At 71.5% G+C, this 25,306-nt stretch carries 21 protein-coding genes; 4 read left to right on the plus strand and 17 right to left on the minus strand.

Going from position 1 to position 25,306, the window contains the following annotated elements; translation table 11 throughout:
- Position 1 precedes the first annotated feature (1 nt).
- From ACZ6TV_RS28555 to ACZ6TV_RS28575, 5 genes are read right to left on the minus strand one after another with little or no spacing between them, the layout of a single operon-like run.
- Positions 2 to 442 carry an acetyl-CoA carboxylase biotin carboxyl carrier protein gene (locus tag ACZ6TV_RS28555; RefSeq protein ID WP_465300362.1) on the minus strand — a complete coding sequence of 147 codons (441 nt, stop codon included), beginning with the start codon at positions 440 to 442 and terminating at the stop codon, positions 2 to 4.
- Positions 439 to 2,079, minus strand: coding sequence for a carboxyltransferase subunit alpha (gene accA, locus ACZ6TV_RS28560; RefSeq protein ID WP_465300363.1), 1,641 nt, complete (start codon positions 2,077 to 2,079; stop codon positions 439 to 441). Before accA ends, ACZ6TV_RS28555 begins: the two co-directional genes overlap by 4 nt.
- The gene (locus ACZ6TV_RS28565) at positions 2,076 to 2,339 is read right to left on the minus strand and encodes an acyl carrier protein (protein WP_465300364.1); all 264 of its coding nucleotides are present in this window, start codon (positions 2,337 to 2,339) and stop codon (positions 2,076 to 2,078) included. Before ACZ6TV_RS28565 ends, accA begins: the two co-directional genes overlap by 4 nt.
- A complete protein-coding gene (locus ACZ6TV_RS28570) occupies positions 2,336 to 3,568 on the minus strand; it encodes a ketosynthase chain-length factor (protein WP_465300365.1) in 1,233 nt (410 codons plus the stop codon). The genes ACZ6TV_RS28565 and ACZ6TV_RS28570 overlap by 4 nt, the downstream gene beginning before the upstream one ends.
- Positions 3,565 to 4,848, minus strand: coding sequence for a beta-ketoacyl-[acyl-carrier-protein] synthase family protein (locus ACZ6TV_RS28575; protein WP_465300366.1), 1,284 nt, complete (start codon positions 4,846 to 4,848; stop codon positions 3,565 to 3,567). Before ACZ6TV_RS28575 ends, ACZ6TV_RS28570 begins: the two co-directional genes overlap by 4 nt.
- 160 nt (positions 4,849 to 5,008) lie before the next feature.
- Here ACZ6TV_RS28575 and ACZ6TV_RS28580 point away from each other — a divergent pair, with 160 nt between their 5' ends.
- The 3 genes from ACZ6TV_RS28580 (at position 5,009) to ACZ6TV_RS28590 (ending at position 7,472) form a co-directional block, all read left to right on the plus strand.
- Complete coding sequence (locus ACZ6TV_RS28580) at positions 5,009 to 5,710, plus strand: SDR family NAD(P)-dependent oxidoreductase (protein ID WP_465300367.1); 702 nt, start codon at positions 5,009 to 5,011, stop codon at positions 5,708 to 5,710.
- 53 nt (positions 5,711 to 5,763) lie between these two features.
- The gene (locus tag ACZ6TV_RS28585) at positions 5,764 to 6,459 is read left to right on the plus strand and encodes a TetR/AcrR family transcriptional regulator (protein WP_465300368.1); all 696 of its coding nucleotides are present in this window, start codon (positions 5,764 to 5,766) and stop codon (positions 6,457 to 6,459) included.
- Between the two features lie 146 nt (positions 6,460 to 6,605).
- Complete coding sequence (locus ACZ6TV_RS28590) at positions 6,606 to 7,472, plus strand: AfsR/SARP family transcriptional regulator (protein WP_465300369.1); 867 nt, start codon at positions 6,606 to 6,608, stop codon at positions 7,470 to 7,472.
- Here the strand turns inward: ACZ6TV_RS28590 and ACZ6TV_RS28595 are convergent.
- From ACZ6TV_RS28595 to ACZ6TV_RS28615, 5 genes are read right to left on the minus strand one after another with little or no spacing between them, the layout of a single operon-like run.
- A complete protein-coding gene (locus ACZ6TV_RS28595; RefSeq protein ID WP_465300370.1) occupies positions 7,450 to 9,039 on the minus strand; it encodes a dipeptide ABC transporter ATP-binding protein in 1,590 nt (529 codons plus the stop codon). The two genes, ACZ6TV_RS28590 and ACZ6TV_RS28595, sit on opposite strands and share 23 nt — an antisense overlap.
- An 11-nt stretch (positions 9,040 to 9,050) precedes the next feature.
- Positions 9,051 to 9,887 carry an ABC transporter permease gene (locus ACZ6TV_RS28600; RefSeq protein WP_465300371.1) on the minus strand — a complete coding sequence of 279 codons (837 nt, stop codon included), beginning with the start codon at positions 9,885 to 9,887 and terminating at the stop codon, positions 9,051 to 9,053.
- Positions 9,884 to 10,813 carry an ABC transporter permease gene (locus ACZ6TV_RS28605; protein WP_465300372.1) on the minus strand — a complete coding sequence of 310 codons (930 nt, stop codon included), beginning with the start codon at positions 10,811 to 10,813 and terminating at the stop codon, positions 9,884 to 9,886. Before ACZ6TV_RS28605 ends, ACZ6TV_RS28600 begins: the two co-directional genes overlap by 4 nt.
- On the minus strand, positions 10,810 to 11,871 hold the full coding sequence (locus ACZ6TV_RS28610) for an ABC transporter substrate-binding protein (RefSeq protein WP_465300373.1): 1,062 nt from the start codon (positions 11,869 to 11,871) through the stop codon (positions 10,810 to 10,812). Before ACZ6TV_RS28610 ends, ACZ6TV_RS28605 begins: the two co-directional genes overlap by 4 nt.
- On the minus strand, positions 11,805 to 12,446 hold the full coding sequence (locus ACZ6TV_RS28615) for an ABC transporter substrate-binding protein (RefSeq protein WP_465300374.1): 642 nt from the start codon (positions 12,444 to 12,446) through the stop codon (positions 11,805 to 11,807). The genes ACZ6TV_RS28610 and ACZ6TV_RS28615 overlap by 67 nt, the downstream gene beginning before the upstream one ends.
- A gap of 573 nt (positions 12,447 to 13,019) precedes the next feature.
- Here ACZ6TV_RS28615 and ACZ6TV_RS28620 point away from each other — a divergent pair.
- On the plus strand, positions 13,020 to 13,808 hold the full coding sequence (locus ACZ6TV_RS28620) for a septum formation family protein (RefSeq protein ID WP_465300375.1): 789 nt from the start codon (positions 13,020 to 13,022) through the stop codon (positions 13,806 to 13,808).
- Between the two features lie 44 nt (positions 13,809 to 13,852).
- Here the strand turns inward: ACZ6TV_RS28620 and ACZ6TV_RS28625 are convergent, their stop codons facing one another.
- The 7 genes from ACZ6TV_RS28625 to ACZ6TV_RS28655 form a co-directional block, all read right to left on the minus strand.
- Entirely contained in the window at positions 13,853 to 15,334 is a 1,482-nt protein-coding gene (locus tag ACZ6TV_RS28625) for a family 43 glycosylhydrolase (protein ID WP_465300376.1), read from the minus strand.
- A 13-nt stretch (positions 15,335 to 15,347) separates the two neighbouring features.
- Positions 15,348 to 17,804, minus strand: coding sequence for a glycoside hydrolase family 127 protein (locus tag ACZ6TV_RS28630; protein WP_465300377.1), 2,457 nt, complete (start codon positions 17,802 to 17,804; stop codon positions 15,348 to 15,350).
- Positions 17,805 to 17,876: 72 nt separating this feature from the next.
- Positions 17,877 to 18,659 carry a carbohydrate ABC transporter permease gene (locus ACZ6TV_RS28635; protein ID WP_465300378.1) on the minus strand — a complete coding sequence of 261 codons (783 nt, stop codon included), beginning with the start codon at positions 18,657 to 18,659 and terminating at the stop codon, positions 17,877 to 17,879.
- A gap of 11 nt (positions 18,660 to 18,670) precedes the next feature.
- Positions 18,671 to 19,585, minus strand: a complete 915-nt coding sequence (locus tag ACZ6TV_RS28640) for a carbohydrate ABC transporter permease (protein ID WP_465300379.1) — start codon at positions 19,583 to 19,585, stop codon at positions 18,671 to 18,673.
- Between the two features lie 66 nt (positions 19,586 to 19,651).
- On the minus strand, positions 19,652 to 20,920 hold the full coding sequence (locus tag ACZ6TV_RS28645; RefSeq protein WP_465300380.1) for an ABC transporter substrate-binding protein: 1,269 nt from the start codon (positions 20,918 to 20,920) through the stop codon (positions 19,652 to 19,654).
- Positions 20,921 to 20,955: 35 nt separating this feature from the next.
- On the minus strand, positions 20,956 to 21,960 hold the full coding sequence (locus ACZ6TV_RS28650; protein ID WP_465300381.1) for a LacI family DNA-binding transcriptional regulator: 1,005 nt from the start codon (positions 21,958 to 21,960) through the stop codon (positions 20,956 to 20,958).
- Positions 21,961 to 21,990: 30 nt separating this feature from the next.
- Positions 21,991 to 25,296, minus strand: a complete 3,306-nt coding sequence (locus ACZ6TV_RS28655) for a galactose-binding domain-containing protein (protein WP_465300382.1) — start codon at positions 25,294 to 25,296, stop codon at positions 21,991 to 21,993.
- Positions 25,297 to 25,306 lie beyond the last annotated feature (10 nt).

The raw sequence follows: 25,306 nt of genomic DNA on the forward strand, positions 1-25,306 counted from the left end.
GTCACCCGCCGTCGAGGGCGAAGAGCGGCTCGCCGTACTCGACGGGCGCGCCGTCGCCGGCGAGGGCCTCGGCGATGCGGCCGGCCCGTTCGGCGTGGATCGGGATCATCAGCTTCATCGCCTCGACGATGCCGATCTGCTGCCCCACCGAGACCACGTCACCGACCGCGACGAACGGCGCCGTGCCGGGCTCCGGTGCCCGGTAGAACACCCCGACCGCCGGGGACGTCAGCGTCTCCCGGTGCGTCGGCGGCGGTGCCGGTACGACCGGCGCCCGCACCGCCGTCGCCCCGCCCGCGGCGAAGGAGACCTCGACGGTCACGTCGCCGGCGGTCACCCGGACCAGGTCCGGCCGGGCGCCCGCCTCGGTGGCGAGCAGCAGCACTGTGCGGCGGACGGCGTCGAGGACCCCGGCCGCGTCCGGCTCCGCGACGGTGGTCATGCCGCCACCTGGTCGACGGGGGCGCCGAAGCGGCGGAAGCGGGCGTGCCGGCCGACGATGAGCCGTGGCGCGTTGAGCGGGAGCAGGGCGCGCAGCTCGGTGACGAGCGCGGCGCGCAGCAGCCGGGCCGCCTCGGCGTGGTCGGTCGCCGCGCCGCCGGGCGGCTCGGGCACGACCCCGTCGACGACGCCGAGGCGCAGCAGGTCGGCGGGGCGCAGCCGCAGCGACCGGGCGGCCCGCGGCGCCTGCGCCGGGTCGTTCCACAGGATCGCCGCGCACCCCTCGGGGCTGATGACGGAGTAGACGCCGTTGGCCAGGACGAGGACCCGGTTCGCGAGGGCCAAAGCCAGGGCCCCGCCGCTGCCGCCCTCGCCGGTGACGACGGCGACGACGGGCACAGGCAGGCCGGCCATGAGCCGCAGGTTCTCGGCGATGGCGACCGCCTGCCCCTGCTCCTCGGCCTCGGGTCCCGGGTACGCGCCGGGGGTGTCGACGAGCGTGATCACCGGCAGGCCGAGCTTCGCGGCGAGGCGCATCAGCCGGGCCGCCTTGCGGTATCCGGCGGGTGTCGGCATCCCGTACCGGCTGCGGGCGAGCTCCTTGGCGGTGTGTCCCTTCTGGTGGCCGATGACGACGACGGGGATGCCGTCGAGCCGGGCGAGGGCGCCGATGACGGCCGGGCACTCGCCGGAGATCCGGTCGCCGTGCAGCCGCTCGACGTCGGTGAAGACGCGTTCGAGGTGGTCGGCGGTGCTGGGCCGGCCGATGTCGCGGGCGAGCCGCACCGTCTCCCACGCGTCACGGTCCTCCAGGCCGTCCGGGTCACGGATGACGACGTCCTCGGCGGGCACCGGGTGCGGGGCCGCCTCGCGGCGGCTGCCGACGGCGACGATCCGCGCCAGCGTGTCCCGCAGCACCGCCCGGGGCCGGACCGCGTCGACGAGGCCGTGTTCGAGGAGGAACTCGGCGGTCTGGAAGCCGGCGGGCAGCCGCCGGCCGATGGTCTGCTCGATGACCCGCGGCCCGGCGAACCCGAGCCGGGCGCCGGGTTCGGCGATCGTCACGTCGCACAGGGAGGCGTAGGAGGCCGCGACGCCGCCGTACGTGGGGTCGGTGATGAGCGCGACGGTGAGGATGCCGGCCTCGTCGAGCTGACCGATCGCCTGGCTGGTCTTCGCCATCTGCATGAGCGCGACGGCGCCCTCCTGCATCCGTGCCCCGCCGGACGCGGGGACGAGCAGCAGCGGGCAGCGTTGCGCGAGCGCGGTCTCCGCGGCGCGGGTGACGAGCTCACCGACGGCGGAGCCGAGGCTGCCGCCGAGGAACCGGAAGTCCATGACGGCCGCGACGACGGCGACGCCGCCGATGCTGCCGCGCACGCAGACGACGGCCTCGGCGAGCCCGGTCGTGGCGCGGGCCCGCTCGACCTTCGCGCCGTAGGCGTCGAACTCCAGCGGGTCGGCGTCCACGGCGGTCGTGTCGAGCGGCCGCGCGCTGCCCGGGTCGAGGAGCTGGGCGACGCGTTCGTGGGCGGTCAGCCGGTGGTGGTGCCCGCACTCGGGGCACACGCCCAGGTTGCGGGCCAGTCTCGGCCCGTACAAAGGGATCCGGCAGCCGGCGCAGAGGGTGAAACTCACCGGGCACCGACCCTGGCCCGGTTGACCAGCCCGACGAACTCGTCGGGGGTGCGGGCCTGCACGACGGTGTCGTCGGCGAGCCGGACCCGGTAGTCGCGCTCGACCCGGCCGGCGAGCTCCAGCAGCGCGAGGGAGTCGTAGCCGAGGTCCTCGAACGGCACCGCGCCGATGTCGCCGTCGAGGCTGCCGGTCTCGTCCTCGCCGGCGACCTCGCGCAGAAGCTCACGGACCCCGTCGACGGTCAGGTCGTTGCCGCTCATACTGCTGCTCCTTGTCTGTGTGCTGCTGCTGTCGGGTGGTGCAGGACGACGGCCGCGTTGAAGCCGCCGTAGCCGCGGGCGAGGACCAGGGCCGTGCGCAGCCGGGCCGGCCGGGCCTCGGTGACCAGGTCCAGGTCGTGCGCGGGGACGCCGACGTTGACGGTCGGCGGGACCACGCCGTCGCGCAGCGCCAGGGCCGCGGTGGCGACGTCGAGCGCGGCGCCGCCGGACGCGAGCCGGCCGGTCATCGTCTTCGGCGCGGTCACCGGCACCCCGCGCGCGCCGAACACGGCGGTGAGCGCGTCGGCCTCGGCGCGGTCCAGGGCAGGCACCCCTGCCGCGTCGGCGAAGACCACGTCGATGTCGGCGGCGCCGGTACCGGCGTCCGCCAGCGCGATCTCGATCGCCCTGCGCAGCGTGCCGGGCCGGTCGGTGCCCTGCGGCGGGTCGAACGTCGCGGCGTACCCGGCGACGACCGCGACCGGCACGGCACCGCGGGCGGCCGCCGCCGCCGGGTCCTCGACGACGAGGATCGCGCCGCCCTCGCCGGGAACGTAGCCGGCGGCGTCGCGGTGGAACGGCCGGTACGCGGTCGCGGGGTCCTCGCCGGTGGCGACCCGCCCGTTGGCGACCTGCGCGATCCAGCCCCACGGGCACAGGGCGCTGTCGACGCCGCCGGACAGCACGACCGGGATGCCTTTGCGGATGTGCCGGCGGGCCTGGGCGAGGGCGTCGAGGCCGCCGGCCTGTTCAGTGACGAGGACGCCGCTCGGGCCGCGCAGGCCGTGCCGGATCGAGATCTGCCCGGTGTTCACCGCGTAGAACCAGGCGAAGGACTGGTAGGCGCTGACGTGCTCGCCGCCGAGGCTCCACAGCTTCTCCAGCTCCCGCTGGCCGAACTCGAAGCCGCCGGAGGCGCTGGCGGTGACGACCCCGGCGCTGTACGCGGGCAGGGCCGCCGGGTCGAGGCCGGCGTCGGTGAGGGCGAGGTCTGCGGCGACGAGCGCGAGACGGGTCATGTGGTCGGTCTGCGGCAGCAGCCGGCTGGGCAGGTGCCGGCGCGGCTCGAACCCGCGGACCTCCCCGGCCAGGCGGGCCGGATACCGTTCGGGGTCGAACCGGGTGATCCGGCCGATGCCGCCGCGACCCTCGAGGGTGGCCTGCCAGTACTCCCCGGTCCCGAAGCCGTTGGGCGCGACGACACCGATGCCCGTGATGACGGCGGTCATGGCCGCACCAGCACCATGGCGCTCTGGAAGCCGCCGAAGCCGCTGCCGACGGACAGGACGGTGTCGGTGCGCTGTTCCCGGGCGTGCAGCGGCACGTAGTCCAGGTCGCATTCGGGGTCGGGTTCGTGCAGGTTCGCCGTCGGCGGGATGACGCCGTGCTCGATCGCGAGGGCGCTCGCGGCGATCTCGATGGAGCCGATCGCGCCGAGCGAGTGCCCGACCATCGACTTGATCGAGCTGACCGGGGTCCGGTACGCGTGCGCGCCGAGGCTCAGCTTCGCCGCTGCGGTCTCGTGCCGGTCGTTCTGCTTCGTGCCGGAGCCGTGGGCGTTGATGTAGTCCACGGCGGTCGGGTCGAGGCGGGCCTCGTCGAGCGCGACCCGGATCGCCTCGGCCATCTCCACCCCGTCGGGGCGCAGCCCGGTCATGTGGAACGCGTTGGCGCGCCCGGCGAACCCCGCGATCTCGGCGTAGACCCGGGCGCCACGGGCCCGTGCGGCGGTGAGCTCCTCCAGGACGAACACCGCCGAGCCCTCGCCGAGGACGAAGCCGTCACGGCTGCGGTCGAACGGCCGCGAGGCGTGCTCGGGGTCGTCGTTGCGGGCGGTGGTGGCCTTGATCGCGTCGAAGCAGGCGACCGTGATCGGTGAGATCGGCGCGTCGGTGGCGCCGGCCACGACGACGTCCGCGGAGCCCTCGCGGATCAGGTCGGCGGCGTGCCCGAGGGCGTCGAGGCCGGACGTGCACCCGGTCGACACGACCGCGGCGGGCCCTTCCGCGCCGGCGGCCCAGGCGACCTCGGCCGCGAGGGAGCTCGGCACCAGGTAGTCGTAGAGGTGCGGCACCGCGTAGCGCGGGTCGACGTGCCAGTGCCGGCCGGCGTCGCTGACGACCGCGTATTCGCGCTCCAGGCTGGTGGTCGCGCCGACGGCGCTGCCGATGACGGTCGCGATCCGGCCCGGGTCGCGGGCCTGCGCTTCGGACCCGAAGTCGAGGCCGCTGTCGGCGAGCGCCTCGCGGGCCGCGACGACGGCGAACTGCGCCGCCCGGTCCATCCGCCGGATCTCCTGCTGGGTCAGCCCGGCGGCCGCCGGGTCGAAGTCGCACTCCGCGGCGACCCTGGAGCGGAACGCGCTCGCGTCGAACGCGGTGATGGTCCGGGTCGCGGTCCGCCCGCTGGTGAGCAGCGCCCAGAACGCCTTCGTGCCGACCCCGCCGGGAGCGACCACCCCGATGCCGGTGATCGCCACCCGGCGCCGGTCTCGCCTCGCATCTGCCATGTCTCGACGCTGACAGTGCTCGATGGAGCCGCGCCCACGAACGGGCTGGAGGGGGGCTCCAGGTGTTGTGTAGCACCCGTGCGGAGGCTGTCGGCAACGAGCGGATCACAGGCGGCCTGCCCGGGCCGGCGCCGCGGCGAGGCGGAGGTGGCGTGGCGGTATGAGTCTGTCAGGACGGGTGGCCGTGGTGACCGGGGGGACCCGGGGCATCGGCAGGACGATCGCGGCGGCGTTCGCCGCGCACGGCGCGACGGTGGTGGTCGCGGCGCGGTCCGCGGAGCCGCCGGACGAGAAGGTGGACGTGACCGACCCGCACTCGGTGCGGGAGCTGTTCGACCGCGTCGAGGCCCGGCTGGGCCGCGTCGACGTGGTCGTCGCCAACGCCGGGGTGAGCCGGCCCGGGCCGGTCGCCGGGCTGGCGCCGGACGCGTTCGCGGACGTGCTCACCACGAACGTGGCGGGCACGTTCCACACCGTGCAGGCCGCGGTCCCGGCGCTGCGACGGGCCGGTGGCGGGCGGATCCTGACGCTGTCCTCGGCCCTTGCGACGCGGGCGACGCCGGGCGCGGCGGCCTACAGCGCGTCGAAGGCGGCCGTCGAGGCGCTGACCCGCACGGCGGCGGTGGAACTGGCGCCGCACGGGATCACGGTCAACTGCCTGTCGCCCGGGATCATCGCCGAGGGCATGGGCGAGCAGCTCATCGGCAACGCGGCGGTGTGGGCGAAATACGGTCCCCGGCTCGCCTCGGGCCGGCCGGGCAGCGGCGAGGAGGTCGCCGCGGTCGCGGTGTTCCTGGCCGGGGCGGCGGCCGGCTATGTCAACGGCAGCGTCGTGGACGTGCACGGCGGTCTGGACTGGTAGCGATCTGGACTGTACCGTCTAGTATGATCGGCGGGACGGGGAGGGTGATGCGCGTGGCTGGCACGACGACGGCGGCGCAGGCCACACTGCCCGAAAGCGCGCCGAGAGGGCTGCCCGGCAAGCGCACCGCCATCATGCGGGCGGCGACCCGGATCTTCATCACCGCCGGCTATGAGCGCGCCAATCTCGACACGATCGCGGCCGAGGCGGGCGTGTCGAAGCAGACCATCTACAACCACTTCGGCGACAAGGAGCGGCTGTTCGTCGCGGTGGTCGACGAGGCACGCACCGGCGCCGACCGGGACACCGAGCTCGACGAGTCGCTGCTGACCGACCCGGCCGCACTGGCGGAGGACCTGGTGCGGCTCGGCCGGCAGTTCCTCGCCGCGACCCTCGACCCCGAGGTGTCGGCGCTGCGCCGGCTCATCATCGCCGAGGTGTCGCACCACCCGCAGCTGCACCGCTCCTGCGGCGCGGACGAGCCGCAGTCGGGCCCGAAGCTGCTCGGCTGGCTGATCCAGCGGGTCGCCGTGCTGACCGCCCAGGGCGTGCTGAGCGCCGACCGGCCGGACCGCGCGGCGGCGCATTTCGTGTCCCAGCTCACCTATGAGGGACAGCAGCGATCCAAATATGGCACGCTCCAGCTGTCCCCTTGGGAAATCGACGAGATCTGCGCGGACGCGACCGATCTTTTTCTCCGCGCCTACCTCGTTTCCCCTGCTCAAGCACGTGCCAAAGGCCGTCAATAGCGTCTAATTTCCTACCTTGACCGTAGTATTTGCCTGCGATAGGCTTCAATACAAGCGGTAACGCCCAACCAACGACCGCGCCTAATCCTGCAAAGAAGCAAGCGGCGAATTCGGACCAAAATCCTATTAATCCGATAGGCGACATCGTGAAGCTGGGAGTGCTCGGCCCGCTGCTGTTGTGCGCTGACGGGGCGATCCAGGTGCCGACCGCACCGAAACAACGTCAGCTGCTCGCGCTGCTGCTGCTCAACGCCAACCAGGTGGTGCCGGTGAGCCAGTGCATCGAGGAGCTGTGGGAATACAACCCACCCGCGAGCGCTGTGTCGACGCTGCACACGTACATCATGCAGCTGCGCCGCGCGCTGCGCCTCGGCCACGACAGCGAGCCCAGGAACGGCACCGGCTGCGCCGGGCGGCTCGTCACCCGCGACCGCGGCTACCTGTTCGTGTCCCGGCAGGGCGAGCTGGACGTTGACGCGTTCGAGGACCGGCTCCGCCAGAGCCGCCAGGCACTCAGCGACGGCGACGACCCGGCCGCCGCGGCGGCGTTACGCGACGCCCTCGCCGTGTGGCGCGGCCCGGCGCTCGTCGACGTGCAGCCCGGGCCGGTGCTGCGCACGTGGCTGGCCAGCCTCGAGGAGAGCCGGCTGTCCACCATCGAGCGCCGCATCGAGGTCGACCTGCGGCTCGGCCGGCACCAGGAGCTCATCGGCGAGCTCAGCGCGCCGGTCGAGCGGCACCCGGTCCACGAGAACCTGCACGCGCACCTGATGCTGGCGCTCTACCGCTCCGGCCGGCAGGTGCACGCACTGGAGGTCTTCACCCGCCTGCGGACGGTCCTGTCCGACGAGCTGGGCCTGGAGCCGTCGCCGGCGCTGCGCCGCCTGCACCAGGCCGTGCTCTCCTTCGACCCGGCCCTCGACGCGCCGCCGGTGCACGTGCCGTCCCGGTTCTCCATCGACCTGGACCTGGGCCGCACCCGCCGGGTGCTCAGCGAGCCGTGCCGGGTGTGACGGCGTCCAGCCGCGGGACGGCGGCGAGCAGCTCCTTGGTGTAGGGGTGGGCGGGCGCGGCGAACACCGGCCCGACCGGCCCGTGCTCCACGACGACGCCGTCGCGCATGACGGCGACCCGGTCGCAGAGATGATGCACCACCCCGAGATCGTGCGAGATGAACAGCATCGCCACGCCGAGCTCCGCCCGCAGATCGGTCAGCAGATCCAGGACCTGCGCCTGGATCGACACGTCGAGGGCAGACACGGGCTCGTCGCAGACCAGCAGCGCCGGGCCGGGCGCCAGCGCGCGGGCGATCGCGACCCGCTGCCGCTGGCCGCCGGACAGCTCGATCGGCCGCCGGTCGAGCACCGCGGCACCGAGCCCGACCTGGTCCAGGAGCCGCAGCACGCGGCGGCGCCGGTCCCGGCGCGGGTGGCCGATGACACCGAGCGGCTCGGCGACGATGCGTTCCACCGGGTGCCGAGGGTCGAAGGAGCTCAGCGGATCCTGGAAGACGACGCCGATCCTGCGCCGTAGCGGCCGGCGGTCACGCTCCCGCAGGGCGCTCCACGGCCGGCCCTCCAGGAGCACGTCGCCGCCGTCCGGGGCGAGCAGCCCGAGCGCGACCCGGGCGACCGTGCTCTTGCCCGACCCGGACTCGCCGACCAGGCCGAGAATCTCGCCGGTGTGCAAGGTCAGCGACACGTCCCGCACCGCCACGCGGGAGCCGAACCGTTTCGTGAGGCCGCGCGCTTCGAGCACCGGCCTCGGCGGTACCGGCGCCGCGACCGTGACCTGAGGGGCCTGACCTCCTGACAGCCGGGTGCCCCGGGGGTGCGCGCCGGGGACCGCGGCGAGCAGCCGGCGGGTGTACGGGTGCTGCGGGTCGCCGAGGACCTGCGCGGTCGGACCGGCCTCGACGACGACCCCGTCACGCATCACCGCCGTGCGGTCCGCGAGCCCGGCGACGACGGCCAGGTCGTGGCTGATCAGCAGCAGCGCCGTGCCGGCCGCCTTGCGCTGGGCGAGCAGCGCGAGAATCTGCGCCTGGACGGTGACGTCGAGGGCGGTGGTCGGCTCGTCGGCGATCAGCAGCGCCGGCCCGGCCGCGATCGCCGAGGCGATGAGGGCGCGCTGCCGCAGCCCGCCGGACAGCTCGTGCGGATGCTGGCGCGCCCGCTGCTCGGGCTCGGGCACCCCGACCTCCGCGAGCAGTTCCAGGACCCTGGCGCGGGGGTCGGGGTGATCGCCCAGGGCTTCGGCGATCTCGGCGCCGACGGTGCGCAGCGGGTCGAGCGAGACGAGCGCGTCCTGCAGCACGAGGCCGATCTGCCGGCCGCGGACCGCCCGCCAGCCCCGGGGGCCGAGGCTGCGCAGGTCGCGCCCGGCGAACTCCAGGCGGCCGGCCTCGACCCGGCTGCCCGCCCCGGTGAGACCGACGAGGGTGCGGGCGGTGACGCTCTTGCCGGACCCGGACTCCCCGACGACCGCGAGACACTCCCCCGCCCCGACGTCGAACGAGACGCCGCGGACGGCCTCGACCCGGCCCCGTCCACTGTGGAACGTGACGTGGAGGTCGTCCACGCGCAGCAGTGTCATCGCACGCCCTCGAATCGTCGTTGCCAGCGGCGGCCGAGCACGGTGACGGCGACCACGGTGACCGTGATGGCCAGGCCCGGAAAGACGCCGACCCACCAGGCGGTGGACAGGAAGTCGCGGCCGTCGGCGAGCATCGCGCCCCACTCGGGGGTCGGCTGGCGCGGGCCGAGGCCGAGGAAGCTCAGCGACGAGCCGATGATGATGGCGCTGCCGGTGCCGAGCGTCGCGAGGACCAGCACCGGGCCGAGCGAGTTGGGCAGCACGTGCCGCCAGACGAGACCGGCGGGGCGGACGCCGATGGCGACGGCGCTGGTGACGTAGTCGGCCCGGCGCACCGACAGCGCCTGCCCGCGGATCATCCTGGCGTAGCCGGGGACGGCCGCGAACGCGATCGCGACGAGCTCGCTGACCGGCCCGGGCCCGAGCACCGCGATGACCAGCAGGGCCAGCAGAATTCCCGGCAGGGCGAGGAGCACGTCGACGGCGCGCATGAGGACCTCGTCGACGATCCGCCCGCCGAGCGCGGACAGCAGGCCGAGCACGGTGCCCGCGACGACGGCGAGGAGCGTCGCGGCGACGCCGGTGACGAGCGAGATCCGGGCGCCGTGCACGATGCGGGTGAACACGTCACGGCCGAGCTGGTCGGTGCCGAACCAGTGGGTGCCGTCGGGGGCGCGCAGGGCGATGACCGCGTCGACCTCGTCCGGTCCGGTGCGGGTGAGCAGGCCGGGGGCGAGGACGGCGAGGAGCAGCAGGGCCAGGACGATCCCGGCGGCGGCGACCCCCGCGGCCGGCACCCTCGGGACCCGTCTCGTCGTGTCCACGATGGTCACGGATTCGCTCCCCGCAGGCGTGGGTCGATGACGCGGTACAGGCCGTCGACCGCCGTGCTGACCGCGACGAACACCGCCGCGACGAACAGCACCATGGCGATGACGACGGGAAATTCGCGGCTGCTGATCGCCGCGAGGGTGACCCGGCCGAGGCCGGGCCGGGCGAAGACGGTCTCGACGAGAACCGCGCCGCCGAGCAGGTGCCCGACGAGCCAGCCGGACAGCGTGACCGCCGGGCTCAGCCCGTGCCGCAGCACGTGCCGGGCCCGCAACCGGAACTCGGTGACGCCCCTGGCTCGTACCGACACCACGAACGGCTGCCGCAGCGCGCCCTCCATCCCGTCGCGCAGCACCTGGGTGAGGATCGCGCCGACGGGCACCGCCAGGGTCACGGCGGGCAGGATTAGCGCCGCCGGGCCCTGGTCGACCCCGACGGGCACGAGCCGCAGCCGGAACGCGAACACCGACAGCAGCAGCCCGAGCCAGAAGCCCGGCGTGGACACCGCGACCAGCTCGACCGCCTGCGCGATCCCGCGGGCGGCCCGCCACCGGCCGGCGGTGAGGGTGGCGACGAGCACCGCCCCGGCGAACGCGAGGACCGTCGCGGCCAGCGCCAGCTGCACCGTCGGCCACACCTGCTCCCCGATGATCGTGCTGACCGGCTGCTGCAGCTGGTACGACCGGCCGAGATCCCCGGTGGCGAGCCGGCCCAGGTAGTGCGCGTACCGCACCGGCAGCGGCAGGTCGAGGCCCATCTCGTGGCGGATCAGGTCCATCGTCTGCGGCGTGGCCGGCGCGCTGCCCACCAGGGCGCGCGCCGGGTCACCGGGGATGAGCTCCATCGCGAGGAAGGTGACGGTGGCGGCGCCGACGAGCACGCCGGCCCCGCCGGCGAGCCGGCGCAGCAGCCACCGCACCTGCGTCATTTGCTCAGCCAGGCATCGTAGAGCAGCGGGAACGACGCCGGGTCCGAGCGCAGCCCGTGCACCTTCGTCGACGCCGCGAGGAGGTATGCGGGCACGTAGACGGGGAACGCGACGGCGTGCTCCTGCACCCACGCCTGGGTCCTGCTGTAGGCGTCCTTGCGCTTGGCGTCGTCGGCGGTCGCGGCGGCGCCGTTGACCCACCCGTCGACCTCGGCGTTGTTGACCCACGAGATGTTCTGCCCGGTGAGCGGCTTGCTGGTGGAGGCGTAGAAGACGCGCAGCAGGTCAGGGTCGGCGCGGGTCCAGCTCTCGTCGAAGATGTCGTACTGCGCCTTCGCGACGAGCCCGAACAGTTCCGCGGTCTGCACGCTGGTCCGCACGACCTCGATCCCGACCTTCTTCTGCGCCGCCTGCACCGCCTGGGCGAACGTGCCCCGCTGCTGCACGGCGGCCTGCTGCTGGGTGTACGGCCAGACCACGGCGAGCCGCTTGCCGTTCTTCGTCCGGTAGCCGTCGGCGTCGCGGGCGGTCCAGCCGGCCTCGTCGAGGAGCGTGTTCGCGGCGGCCTCGTCGTACTTCGTCTTCTGCTCCAGTGACGGCTCGTAGTACTTCGTGTTCGGCGACAGGAAGCTCCACGCCCGCTTGTACTGTCCGAAGTAGACGCTCTTGACGAGCGTGTCGACGTCCAGCGCCCGCTGGAACGCCAGCCGCACCTTCTCGTCGTCGAACGGCGCCCGCGACGTGTTCGGGAACAAGGTGTAGACCGCGCCCTGCGCGTCGGTGCGGATCAGTTGCAGGCCCGGGTTCGCCTGGACGGCGGCGACGTTGGGCACCGGCACGGCGCTGATCCCCTGCACCTCGCCGCTGGTGAGCGTGCCGAGCCGGGTCGCGCTCTCCGACAGGAACCGGATGACGACCTTCTCCAGGTGCGCGGGCCCGGCGTGCTTCGCGTTCGGCGGCGCCGACGTGTAGCCGGGGTTGCGGGTCAGCGTCACGTTCTGCTGCCGGGTGTGGCCGGCGAACACGAACGGGCCGGACCCGACGACGTGCTCGCACAACGCCCCGCGTAGTCGGTGAACGCCTTCGGTGACTGGATCCCGAGGTACGCGGTGCTGGCCGCCTGCAGGAACGGCTGGAACGGCGCGCTGAACCGCACCTCGGCCGTGTGCTCGTCGACGACGGTGGTGCCGGTGTACGGCCCGATCAGCGTGCTGGCGTACTGCGACTTGGTCTCCTTGGCCACGATCCGGTCGAAGTTCGCCTTCACCGCGGCCGCGTCGAACTTCGTCCCGTCGTGGAACGTCACGTCCGTGCGCAGGTCGAACGTGTACGTCCTCAGGTCGTCGGACACCTTCCACGACTTGGCGAGCCACGGCTTGAAGCTGCCGTCGGCGTCCTGCACGACGAGCGAGTCCACGACCCCGCGGGTGATGAACGCGGTCGCGTCGGCCAGGCTCACGTGCGGGTCGAGGCAGCTGGGCTCGGAGTCGATCGCATAGTTGAACGTCCCGCCGCTGACGGGCGTCCCCTCGTCCTTCGTCCCTTCCCCGGCCGCGGGTGCCGACCCGCACCCGACGACGGCTAACAGTACGAGTGCGGTGGCGGCGGCCGCCGTGGTGCGGAGCTGTCTCATATCGGAAGGTCCTGTCGTCGACATCAGCGATGTCGCCCAGCGTGATCGAGCCGGGTGGATCTTCCGCACAGTTTCACTCCAGCTTCGCTACAGTCCCGCTGGAGAACCCCGCCAGCCACGGCCGTACCGGCACTGCATCGACCACCGTCACGCTGTCTGGCGTGGACATTCTCCGCCGCATCGGCGCCTACCTGCTCCGGGCCATCGTCGACCTCGGCTACGACATCAGCCCGGTCCCGCTCCCCCGCCGCGAAGACCGCGACGACGCACCGTGACCGCAACCACGCACCGCGACCGCGACAACGCGCCCTGAGCGTGGCGGGCGCGGCACCGGCCGAACGGGTGTTGACAACGTGGGGCAGGGCGAACACAGTCATGATCTCCCACTGCTCGGTGGGGTACACGGGGAGACAGACGATGATGACGCGTGCCGGGGCGGTGGTCGCCGCCGTCCTCGCCGTCGCGGTGCTCGGGATGTCCGGGTGTGGCCGGAACGCCCCCGGCACCGACGGTGACCTCTTCGACGGGTGACAACCGCTGGCCGCGCCGGGCACGGCGACACCCGGGTCGGCCGTGCCGGCCGTCGGGATGTGCCTGGACAGCCCGACGAGGACGCCGTTCGATCCGGGATTCGCGCAGGCCACCCCGATCGAGTGCGAGCGCGGGCACGCGCTCGAGGTGGTGCTGGTCGGCACCGTAGCCGGTGGTGCCGCGCAGGCGGCCGAGCCGTCGGCGGCGGGCAGCGAGGCGTTCCAGGACGCGTACGCCGCGTGCGGCACGGCGGTCAGCGACTACGTGGGCGGCGACTGGCACACCGGGATGCTCGGCATCGACGTGCAGGTGCCGAACCGCGACCAATGGCGGGAAGGCCGCCGGGTCTACGTCTGCACGGTCTTCGCGTCGAGCAACGCGATGGGCGTGATGTCCCTGACGTCCGGGTCGCTGAAGGGTTCGCTGGCCGGGAAGGCGCCGCAGGCGATCCGCTGCCTCGCCGTCAACGGCACCAAGGCCACCGACGGCTGGTGGGACCGGGTCTACGCGCTGACGCAGATCGACTGTGCGAGGCCGCACGAGGCAGAGTTCGCCGGCACCGTCCAGCTCGCCGCCGGCGGTACCCTCCCCGCCGACGACGTGCTGGAGGACTGGTCGGTCGACCGGTGCAACGCGCGCATCGCCGAGCACATGGGCATCACCGCCGACCGGTTCGAGGACCGCGGCGACATCGGGGTCGTCTGGGACGTCATGGACCAGGACCGCTGGAACTCCGGCGACCGGCACCGGCGCTGCTTCGCGCTGTTCTACCCGGGCAAGCACGTCCGGGCCTCCATCAAAGGGCTCGGGAACAAGGCCCTGCCGGTCTGACGGAAGGCCCCGGCGCCCGAGGGTCGGGCGCCGGGGCGGGGACGTCAGGACGCGGGTTCGCCCGACGGGACGGCGATCTGCGCGCCGAGGGCGACCGGGACGCCGAAGTTGGGGGTGCCGTCGGCGTTCCAGGTGAACTTCTGGGCGCGGGTGCTGCGGTTCATGTCGCAGCCGCCGCCGGCGGAGCTGTTGGCGTGATAGACGATCCAGTCCTCGGTGCCGTCGGGCGACTTGAAGAAGCCGTTGTGGCCGGGGGCGTAGACCGAGTTGGCGCTGGAGCGCTGGAACACCGGGTTCGGGGACTTCACCCACGACGAGGAGCTCAGCGGGTCGCCGCCGTTGTAGGTGAGCATGCCGAGCTTGTAGTCCGGGGTCGAGCAGTGGCTGGCCGAGTAGATGATGAACGTCTTGCCGTTGCGGGTGAGGACCTCGGCGCCCTCGTTGACGGCGCCGCCGACCGTCTCCCAGCTGTAGGTGGGCGTGGACAGGATGCGGCGGGTGCCGCTGGCCGTCCACGGGTTGCTCAGCGGCCGGATGAACATCGGCTGCGAGCCGTTGTAGAACGTGCCGAGCAGGTACAGCTGGCCGTTGAGCTGCAGGATGCTCGGGTCGAGCTCCCACGTGTTGTCCTGGGTCGGGTCGAGCAGGTCGGCCTTGAACGTGTAGGGGCCCATCGGGTCGAGCCCGGCGCTCTCCAGCACGTGGATGCGCTGGGTGCCCAGGTTGTACGGTTCGGCGCCGGCCGTGTAGTAGAAGTACCACCGCTGCCCGTTCGGGCCGTTGAGCAGGTGGAACTCCGGCGCCCACATGGTGCCCGCGCCGTTGGGCCGGGTCAGGTTGAAGATGACCGTCTCGGGCGCGGTGGCCAGACCGCCGAGGGTCCGGCTCTTGCGCATCGTGATGGTGCGGTTCCACGTCGTGGACGCCAGGTAGTAGTAGCCGCTGTAGTAGGTGAGCCACGGGTCGGGGCCCTGCGGGTCGAGCGGGTTGGCGAACGTCCGCGTCGTGCTCGTGCCGCCGTTGTACGACGGCAGCCGCCACACCCGCGAGGCGTCGGTCGAGCAGGTCAGCTGCACGAGACCGGCGGACGCCGGGGTGACGCACTTGCCGGACTCGACGGCGACGAGGTTGAACGTGTTGGTGGCGCCGGAGACGGTGACCGCCTGCAGCCGGAACTGCTGGTTGGTCTGGCCGTTGCAGGTGTACTGGATGATCGTCGCGTTGTCGGCGGTGGACCGCCCGGTCACGTCGACGCACGAGCCGGAGGTCAGCGTGCTGATGGTGTAGGTGCCGGTCGTGTTCGCCACCGGGACGAACGTGAAGTTCTGGCTCGTGGCGCCGTTGCAGCCGGCCAGTACCAGCTGCAGGACGTTGGTCGGCGCGCCGTTCGGCACGTTCGCGCACTGGCCGGCGGGCTGGCTGACGACGGTGCTGGTGAAGGTGACCGGCGCCGCCGAGGCGGCACCGGGGAGGACGGACACGGTCACCGCCGCGAACACGGCGAGCACGAGAGGTCTGTACAACATGGACACTCCTAGGTCACGTGCCGGAAGAGGCGAAGCCGGACACCTCGGCGTCGGTCAGCGCACGGCTGTAGATACGGAGGCTGTCGACGGCGCCGGTGAGGTACGGGTCGGCGTACTGCGACCGCCCGACCCAGTTCTGCGTGGTGGAGCCGAGGTCGGCGGGGCTGAGCGTCATCCCGGTGTTGCGGGCGACCTCGGCACCGTTGACGTAGAGCACGCCGAGGTTCCCGTTGCGGGTGACCGCGACGTGCGTCCAGGCCCCGGCCGGCAGCGCGGCGGGCGCGTCGATGCGCTGCTCGCCGCCGGCACCCGTGGCGGTGATGGCGAAGCGGGCCGTGCCGGAGCCGGAGCGGGCGACCAGGAACATGTTGACGCCGGTACCGCTGCCGAAGTCGAAGACGCGGGCCCAGTTGGCGAGCGCGTCGACCCGCACCCACAGGGCGACGGAGAAGTTCGTGGCGCCGGCCAGGATGCCCGACGGCAGCGCCACGTACCCGTTGGTGCCGTTGAGGCTCACGGCACTGCCGGTGCGGCCCGTCACGTAGCCGGCGTTGACGACCGTGGCGGTGCGCCCGCCGCCGGTGGCGTCGTTGCCGTTGCCGTCGAACTGGTAGTGCGCGACGAACTGCGGCAGCGGCGGGTTGGTGTTGACCGACCAGTACACGCTGTAGCGCTGGCCGTGCACCTTGTAGAACGGCTGGAGGGTGACCCCGCCGGCGGTGTACTGCAACGGGGTCGCCGTCGCGGTCAGCGTGGCGGGGTTGAGCACCGGCAGCGCCGAGAGGTTGCTGGTGCCGAACAGCCCGCCGAGGACGATCGGGCCGACCTTCACCGCCTGGACGCTGCTGTTGTCGTTCGTGGCCTCACGGGTCAGCGCCATCGGCAGGCTCACCTCGACGACGTCGCCGGACGCCCAGGTGCGGCTGATCGTGGCGAACGTGCCGGGCGCCGGCGCGGGCTGCGCCGTCCCGTTGACGCGGACCGTCGCACCGTTCGCCCACGAGGGGATGCGGACCTTCATGGTGAACGTGCCGGAGCCGGTCACCGTCAGCCGGGTCGACGGCGTCTCCGGGAAGCCGGTCTCCTGGCGGACCGTGACGCCCCGCGCCGACCACGTCAGTACCGACGGGATGAACAGGCTGACGTACAGCGTGCTCGTACCGTCGTGGAAGTAGATGCTGTCGCCGTACTTGGTGTTGCTCTCCATCCCGGTGCCGTGGCAGCAGACGAAGCTGTTGTAGTCGTTGCTGTAGGTCTTGATGCCCCCGGCGCGCAGCGGCACGTAGTAGCACTGGAAGCCGTGCGCGGAGTTCGGGTCCTGCGAGGCCAGGATGTGGTTGTAGAGGGCCTTCTCGTAGTAGTCGAGGTAGTCCACCCTGGACGGGTCGGTGAAGAACAGCTGCCGGGTGAGCTTGAGCATGTTGTGGGTGTTGCAGCACTCGGCGGTCGTGTCGGACAGCTCGCTGGCGATGCGGTCGGGCGCCTTGAAGTATTCGCCGTTGGAGTTTCCGCCGATCGCGTAGCTGTGCCGGCGGGTCACGATGTCCCAGAAGTTGACCGCGATCGTGCGGTAGCGAACGGTCCCGGTCGCGTGGTACTCCCGGATCGCGCCGATGACCTTCGGGATCTGGGTGTTGGCGTGGTAGTTGTTCAGGGCGTCGGTGCCGGCGGCGAGGGGGTCGAAGATCTCGGCGTGGTCGAACTGCTGGGCCGCGGCGAGGTGCGCGGCGTTGCCGGTCAGCTGGTAGAGGTTGGTGAGGACCTCGTTCATGCCGCCGAACTCGGTGTCCAGCATGTTCTGCCGTTGGGTCTGGGTCAGCCGGTCGTTGCGGAACTTGACCCACGCCGCCATGCCGGTGAGGACGGTCAGCGCCTGGGCGTTGCCGGCCAGCAGGTGCATGTCCAGCAGCCCGGCGAAGAGCTTGTGCAGCGTGTAGTAGGGCGCCCAGACGGACTGCCGCGCCTCGACCCGGTCGATGAAACTTTCCGGGAACGCGCTGAGGTAGCCGGTGTTGTAGCCGGCGGTCGCGGCGCGGGACTGGCACTGGGCGAGGACGGTGACGAGCTGGTCGCCCTTGGTCTTGAACGCGGTGTTGCCGGTGCTGGCGTACGCCTGGGCGAGGGCGGACAGGATGTGCCCGGTGGAGTGCCCGCGCAGCTCGGTGGTCGGTGACTCCCAGCCGCCGCAAGGGGTGGCGGACGAGGAGAGGCCCACGTTGAGGCGGAACGTGTGCAGCAGCCGGTCGTTGTCCAGGAACAGCAGGTAGGAGTGGATGCGCCCGGCGGCGGCGGTGAACGGGCTGCTGAGCAGCTGCACCGCGGTGAGCGGGAACGCGTAGGCGGAGACGCCGGTGTCGGGTCTCGCCGCGGCGGCTTCACCGGACAGCAGCAGTGGTGCGACGGCGGTGGCGGCGCCGGCGACGGCGGTGGTCCGCAGCACGCTGCGGCGGCTCACCGGTGGTGAGGACATCGATTCCTCCCGAGGGTATGGGGTGTCGGCGGACCGTCCCTGGTGGACGGTCCGCTGATGTGAAGCCGTGCGTTATCCGCGCAGCGCGCCGGACATGAAGCCCCGGACGTAGCTGCGTTGCAGGACGAGGAACAGCAGCAGGCAGGGCACCGCCATGAACGTGACGCCGGCCTCCAGCGCGGCGTAGTCGATGGCGCCGAACGAGGCGGTGCGCATGTTGACCACGGCGAGCATGACGGTGAACTTGTTCGTGGAGTTGAGCAGGATGAGCGGGGCGAAGAACTCGCTCCACGAGGTGAGGAACGCGAACAGCCCGACGGTGATCAGGCCGGGCCGCACCGCGTGGAGCATGACGCGGGTGAGCGCGCCGAAGCTGGTGCACCCGTCGATGAGCGCGGACTCCTCCAGCTCCTTCGGGATCGCCTCGAACGCGTTGCGCATCATGAAGATCGAGAACGGCAGCTGGAACATGATGAGCACCAGGCTCAGCCCGATCAGGGAGTCCTGCAGGCCTATCCACTCCAGCAGCACGTACAGGGCGATGAGGATCGTCGCGTACGGCACCATCAGGATCGCGAGGGTGAGCAGGAACAACGCGTTCTTGCCGGGGAAGGTGAAGCGGCCGAAGGCGTAGCCGCCGAGGGTCGCCACCAGCAGCGTGCCGCCGACGGTGAGCGCGCACACGGTGAGGCTGTTGACGACGTGCTCGACGCGGATGCCGTTGTCGGACGTGAACAGCCGGCGGTAGTTCTCCAGCCCGAAGCCGGTGGGGGTGCGCACCGACGCCCAGGCGCTCCACAGCAGCGGGAAGAGGAACAGGACGGCGAGCGCGGCGGCACTGATCTTGCGCGACATCAGGACGGCTCCTACTGCGATCGGCGGCGCAGCACGCCGAGCTGGATGGCGTTGAACACGATGAGCACGCCGAGCAGGACCACCGAGATCGCCGCGGCCGAGCCGAGGTCCAGCTCGATGAACGCCTCCCGGTAGATGACCATCACCAGCGACGTGGTGCTGTTGTCGGGGCCGCCGCGGGTGAGGATCCAGAACTGGTCGAAGGCCAGCAGCGAGCCGGTGATCATGAGGGTCAGCACCAGCGCGATGGTCGGCCGCATCAGCGGTACGGTGATCCGCCGGAAGATCTGCCAGCGGGTCGCGCCGTCCAGCCGGGCCGCCTCGTAGACGTCCAGGGGGATCGCCTGCAGGCCGGTGAGCAGGATGAGCATGTTGAACCCGGCGAAGCGCCACAGCACCAGCACGACCGCCGAGCCGAGGGCGGTGTCCGGGCTGCCGCTGGTCCAGGACACGTAGGTGTCGCCCATGAGCAGGTCGTTGACCGGGCCGATCTCGTCGCTGAGCAGGCCGAGGAACAGCAGCGACGCGCTGGCGAAGCCGACCGCGGCGGGCAGGAAGAACGCGGTGCGCAGCAGCCCGACCCCGCGCCCGCGGTGCTGCACCATGAGCGCCAAGCCGAACGACAGCACGAACAGCAGCACGGTGACGACGACCGTGTACTTCAGGGTGAACCAGACGGCGGAGCGCAGCAGCTCGTCGTCGGCGAGGCCGGCGTAGTTCTCGGGCGCGTTGATCGTCGGCGCGCCGAGCAGCGGCCAGTGGTGCAGGGACATCCACACGACCAGCCCGAGCGGCACGACGAAGAACATGCCCACCACGAACGCGGTCGGCGCGGCATACAGGGCGCCGATCCACTGCTTGTTGCGTTTCCTTCGCGGCGGCGCCGACGGCAGGACCGTCGGTCGCGCTGGCGCCAGCAACGTCATCATCTTCTCCGGGACGGGGTGCCCGCCCCCTCGCGAGGGCGGGCCCGGTGAAAGTTACTTCTTCGGCTACTTCTTCAGGGACGCGGTGAGCGCGGTGGCGCCGTCGCCGAGGGACTTCTGCGCGTCGCCGAACAGCGCGCCGCGGTACGCGGTGTTCCACGGGCTCTGCGGGTCGTTGTACGTGGCGTTGAAGTTCTTCGCGTACGGCGTCTTGCCCTTGCCCATCAGGTTGTTGATGGTGACGATCCGCGGGTCGGCCGAGGAGTACTTGTTCGAGGCCAGGTCGGTGCGGGTCGGCACGCCCTTGCCCTTCGCCACGACCTCGACCTGCGCCTCGTCGCCGAGGGTCCAGGCCAGGAAGTCCCAGGCCTGCGCGGCGTTCTTGCTGGTGGCGCCGATGCCGATCGAGTCGCCGCCGACGAACGTCGACTCTCCCCCGTTGATGCCGCTGATCGGTGCGATGCCGACCTTGAAGGTCGCCTTCTCCTCGATGATGCCGAGCCACGCCGACGGCGCCGGGGCGATGCCGATCTTGCCGCTCTGCAGCGCGCCGAGCCAGGTCGGGCCGGCCTCGTCCTTGGACGCGGGCGCGGCGACGCCCTCGTCGTAGAGCTTGCGGTAGAGGGCGAAGACGTCCGCCATCTCCTTGGAGTCGATGGTCGAGGCGGTGCCCTCGGCGTTCATCACGTCGCCGCCCGCGGCCCACACCGACGGCCACAGGGTGAAGACGTTGCAGCCGCCGCAGTTGCCGCCGAAGTAGGTGCCGTTGATGTCCCCGCCGAGCTTGTCGACGGCGCGGGCGGCCGCGGCGAACTCGGTCAGCGACGTCGGCGGCTTCTCCGGGTCGAGGCCGGCCTTGGTGAACAGGTCCTTGTTGTACAGCATGACGGACATGTCGATGGTGTGCGGGACCGCGTAGTTCTTGCCCTTCCAGGTGCCGTTGCGCACGTGCGCGGGGGCGACCTTGTCCTTGACCGGCAGGGCGTTGAACTTGTCCGTGATGTCCTGCCACAGCCCCTGGGACGCGTACTGCGGCGCGAACACCACGTCCGAGGCGAACAGGTCCGGCAGTGCCTTGGCGCCGGCGGCCGAGGCGAGCTTCGCCGGGTACTCCTCGTTCGGGTATGCGGTGACCTCGACCTGGTTCTTGTGGGTGGCGTTGTACGCGGCGGCGTAGGCCTTGGACACGGACTCGGTGGCGGCCCGGGTCCACAGGGTGAGCTTGGCACCGCTGTCGGCGGCCTCACCCGTCGCCGCCGGCGACTCCTCGGAGCCGCAGGCGGCGAGCGCCAGCAGCAGGGTGGCGGCGACGGTGCCGCACAGTAAACGCTTCAAGGTCTTCCTCCTGGACACATTGTTTGTGAGCGCTATCAAATTGCAAGAGCGGAAGTGCTGTCGCGCACGACGAGGTCGGGAGCGGACCGGTGCTGACCGGTCTGCCGCACGCCCGCCGCGATCTGGGTGACGAGCAGGTGCATGCTGCGCCGGCCGAGCTCGGCGAAGTCCTGCCGGACGGTGGTGAGCGGGGGCTGCAGGTAGGGCGCCTCCGGCATGTCGTCGAACCCGACGACGCTGACCTCGCCGGGGACGGCGCGGCCGGCCTCGTGCATGGCGCGCAGGACGCCGATCGCCATCTGGTCGTTGCCGCAGAACACCGCGGTCACCGACGGGTCGGCGGCGAGCGCCCGGCCGGCCGCGTAGCCGGACCGGGCGCTCCAGTCGCCCGGCAGCGGGGTCGGCACCGGCAGCCCGGCGTCCTCCAGCGCCGCCTGCCAGCCGGTCAGCCGCTCGCGGGCCTCCGGCCATTCGGGCGGGCCGGCCACGTGGTGGACGAAGCGGTGGCCGAGCGCGATCAGGTGCCGGGTGGCGAGCCCGGCACCCGCCGCGTTGTCGACGGCGACCATCGGCACCTCAGGCATCGCGGCGACGTCGATGCCCATGCCGACGATCGGCACGTGCGCCGGTACGTCGAGCAGGGAGCGGCCGAGCGCCGTCCAGGCCGCGGCGACCGGGGCGAGGGTGATGATCCCCTCGACCGCCTGTTCGCGCAGCCGGCGGATCGCTTCGGACACGGAGGGCACATTGAGCTCCCGGGCGCTGGCGATGCTGACGAAGTAGCCCGCTTCCCGGGCCGCGCGTTCGATGGCGTGGACCATGAACGACGGCCCGAACAGCGTGGTGTCGAAGGTGACCAGGCCGACGGTCTGGGACCGGTTGGTGGCCAGGGTCCTGGCCGCGACGTTGGGCTGGTAGTCCAGCGCCCGCATCGCGGCGAGGACCCTGGCGCGGGTCTCCGACCGGACGCTCGGGTGGTCGTTGACCACCCGGGACACGGTCTGGTGGGACACCCCGGCGAGGTGGGCAACGTCCCGCATCGCCGGGGGCCTTCGAACGGAGTGCATGACCTACGGACCGAATGCTTTGACTTCGAGGAGGCCGACCGACGCCGTGCCGCTCTGCAGCAGCACCCGCAGCCGCGTGGTGCTCACCGCCGTGAACGTCACGTGGTTGTACTGGTTGATCCCGAGCGGGTAGCCCGAGGCGCCGGCGACGTCCACGTAGGCGGTGCCGTTCCAGTACTGCAGCTTCCACGAGGCGGGCAGCCGCACCCCGCCGTTGTCGTCGAAGAAGTAGACGTCCGCGGAGTTGATCGTCTGGGCGGAGCCCCAGGTCAGCAGGCCCCACTGTTCCCCGGTGTTGGGCCAGGTGCCCCAGCGCGGGTTGACGGTGTCGTTGGAGCTCGGCGGGTCGATCCCGTCGTTGAGCGCGGCGACGCTCTCCCAGGCCGAGGTGTACGACGCGGTCGGCGTGGCGCTCGTGGCGAGGTTGCCGCCGGTCGGTGGTGGCACCGTGCCGCCCCGGTTGTAGACCTTCACCTCGGTCAGGCCGGTCTTGAAGCCCGACGCGTGGGTGACCTGCACCCGCAGCCTGGTGGTGTTGACCCCGGTGAAGTTGACGACGTTGTAGTTCGCCCGTGGCGTGCCCGGCGTCTTCACCGCGTTCGCCACGTTCACCCAGGCGCTGCCGTTGTAGTACTGGATCTGGTAGGAGCTGGGCTGCCGGTACCGGTTGGTGGCCCGGTCGTTGCGGAACCACAGCCGCACCTCGTCGACGGAGCGTGCCTGTCCGAGGTTGAGCTCCAGCCAGTCGGTGGCGTTCGGCGAGCCGTAGGTGCCCCACAGCGGTTCGTTGATGGGGAACCCGTCGACCGCGTTCGCGCCGGCCGTGCCGCTCGCCGTGTAGGACGCGGAGGTGGCCACGCCCTGGGCGTAGTTCGGCAGGGTCGAGGTCAGGTCGACGCCGGCCTTGTTGAACATGTCGACCAGCTGCGCGCTGCTCTGGCTCACCTGCGACGGTGACTGCAGGCCCGAATACGCCGCGCTGAAGTTGACGGTCGCGCCGCCGCCGGCCGGGAAGGTGACCGCGCCGGTGCTGGGGTTCCAGACCAGGCGGACCAGCTTGTCCACCGTCGCCACGCGGGTGCCGTTGACGAAGATGGAGTAGCCCTGCGGGATGCCGCTGTACTTGACGACGCCGTCGGCCGGGTCGTCCCATACGACGCTGAGGTCGGCGTTGCGGTAGCGCAGGTTGTTGGCCGCGAAGTTGGGCCAGCCGATGTTCAGCGGGCTCAGCTCGACCTGGTTGTCGTTGCGCGGCCGCAGGCCCATCACGTCCTCGATGACGGTCCAGTTGCTGCTGCCGAGGATGTTGTGGTGAATCCACGACCGGTAGTCGATGTTCTTGGTCGAGGCGTTCCAGTCGGCCCAGAACTCGTTGGCGTCCGGCCACTGCGTGTTGCCGCCGATGTACTGCGCCCAGGCGTTCCAGTACAGCAGCTTCTTGTAGTCGTCGGTGGACATCCACTGGTTCGGGTAGTTGCGCAGCACCGAGGAGTACAGCCGGAACTGCACCGTGGAGTTGATGGTGGAGAAGTTGTTGCTGCCCGGCTGGCCCGCCGCCGCGGCGGCCGCCTTGTCCTTCTGGTTGGCGGTGAAGAACGGGAAGACCGGGTATTCGGCGGGGTCGGCGAACAGTCGCAGCGCCTGCTTGTACTCGTCCGTGTTCGGCATCGCGCCCACCGAGTACGGGTAGTAGTTGTTGATCTCCTTCCACGGCACGAGGGCGTTGGTGGAGACGTGCCGGTGCTCGATGAGCTTGTTGGTCGAGTCCCACAGCGTCGACACGATCGCGTTGCGGATGCGGTCGGCGATCGCCTGCATCTCCGCGGCCTTCGTGGTGTTGCCGATCGCCGTGTACGCCTGGACCGCGGCGAGCGCTCCACTGTAGACGTACGCGGACTCGGCCCGGTCCATGTTGCCCGACCGCCAGTGGAAGGAGACGGCGTCGGCGTCGTTGCCGGTGAGCGCGCCCCAGTCGTACTCGATGAGGCCGTTGTTGTTGTGGTCGTAGTACGACAGCTGGCCCTTCACGTCGCCTTCGGCGTACTTCGCGAGGTTGCCGGCGATCGCGGGCTGCCCGCCGTGGATCTGGTAGCTGCGCCAGGCGGCCTCGGCGATGTACTGCGTGTAGCTGTTGGACCAGTTCTCCGGGTCGCCGGGGTTGTCCATGAACCTGCCGCCCTTGGACGTCTGCCCGACCGACAGCCACGGGCCGTAGGAGTAGGCGGCGTTGCGCAGGTACTTGAGGTCGTCGATGTGCATCGGCTGGGTCAGCGCGATCGCGTTGTTGTAGCCCAGCGCGCCCTCGACCGACACGGGGAACTGGAAGTCCTGCCCGGGGATGTCAACGTCGAGATAGTTGAAGCGCATCAGCCACCAGCGGTAGTAGATGTTCTTCTTGATGGCCGGCTCCGGCACGTCAAGGTACGGCACGTTGACGGCCCACCAGCGGTTGTACTCCCGCACGTGGGTGGAGAACGCGGTCGCCGCGCTGTAGCCCTTGTAGGCGTTGTACTCCGTCAGCGAGTCGGGGATCTCGTTGGCGACGAAACCGAGCAGCACCTTCGTCGTGACGGTGGCGCCGGCCGCGATCGTCACCGACCGGTTGAGCCCGCCGCTGGTCGCGGTGAACCCGTCGGCGGACAGCCGCGGGTAGAGCGTGGTGAGCGCGTTCTTCACCCCGACCTGGCCGGTGAGCTCGTTGCCGCTGCCGGAGGTGGCGTACGGCGAGGTCACCCGGAGCGCGATCGTCTGCGAGGCGGTGCCGGTGTTGGTGATGGCGAGGTTGTCGACCGCGACGTTGTTCTGGGTGATGAACTTCGTCTGGTTGATCCGCAGGGATCCGTTGGTGTGCACGCTCTTCCAGTGGCTCGGCGCCTGCCACCGCTGCGAGACCTGCTCGCTCCAGGTGCCGGTGCCGGCCGTGACGGTGAACGCGCCCTGGCCGTTGATGCTCTCCCAGTACGCGACGTCGCCGCCGAAACCGAGGGTGGACGGGGTGTGCGTCTTCATGAACACGCCCCGGCCGCGGGTCATCAGCCAGGTGCCGGCGGGGTCGTTTCCGGGCCGGGCGAGGAGCCGGTCCATCCAGTAGTCGGTGCCGCCGCTCTCCGCGTCGAAGATGGCCTGCATCGTGTTGCCGGTGCTCATCGCGACCGGCGGCGCGGGCACGGCCGGCCCACCGAACGTGGGGTAGCCGATGGTCTGGGCCGCGACGGCCGGATGGGCGGTCAGGATCGCGGCACCGACGGAGCCGGTCAGGGCGGTCGTCAACGCGATTGCCAGCCTGAACTTCCAGCGGGGGTGTGGCATCGCGTCACCT

The organism is Dactylosporangium sp. NPDC051087 (assembly GCF_055586325.1).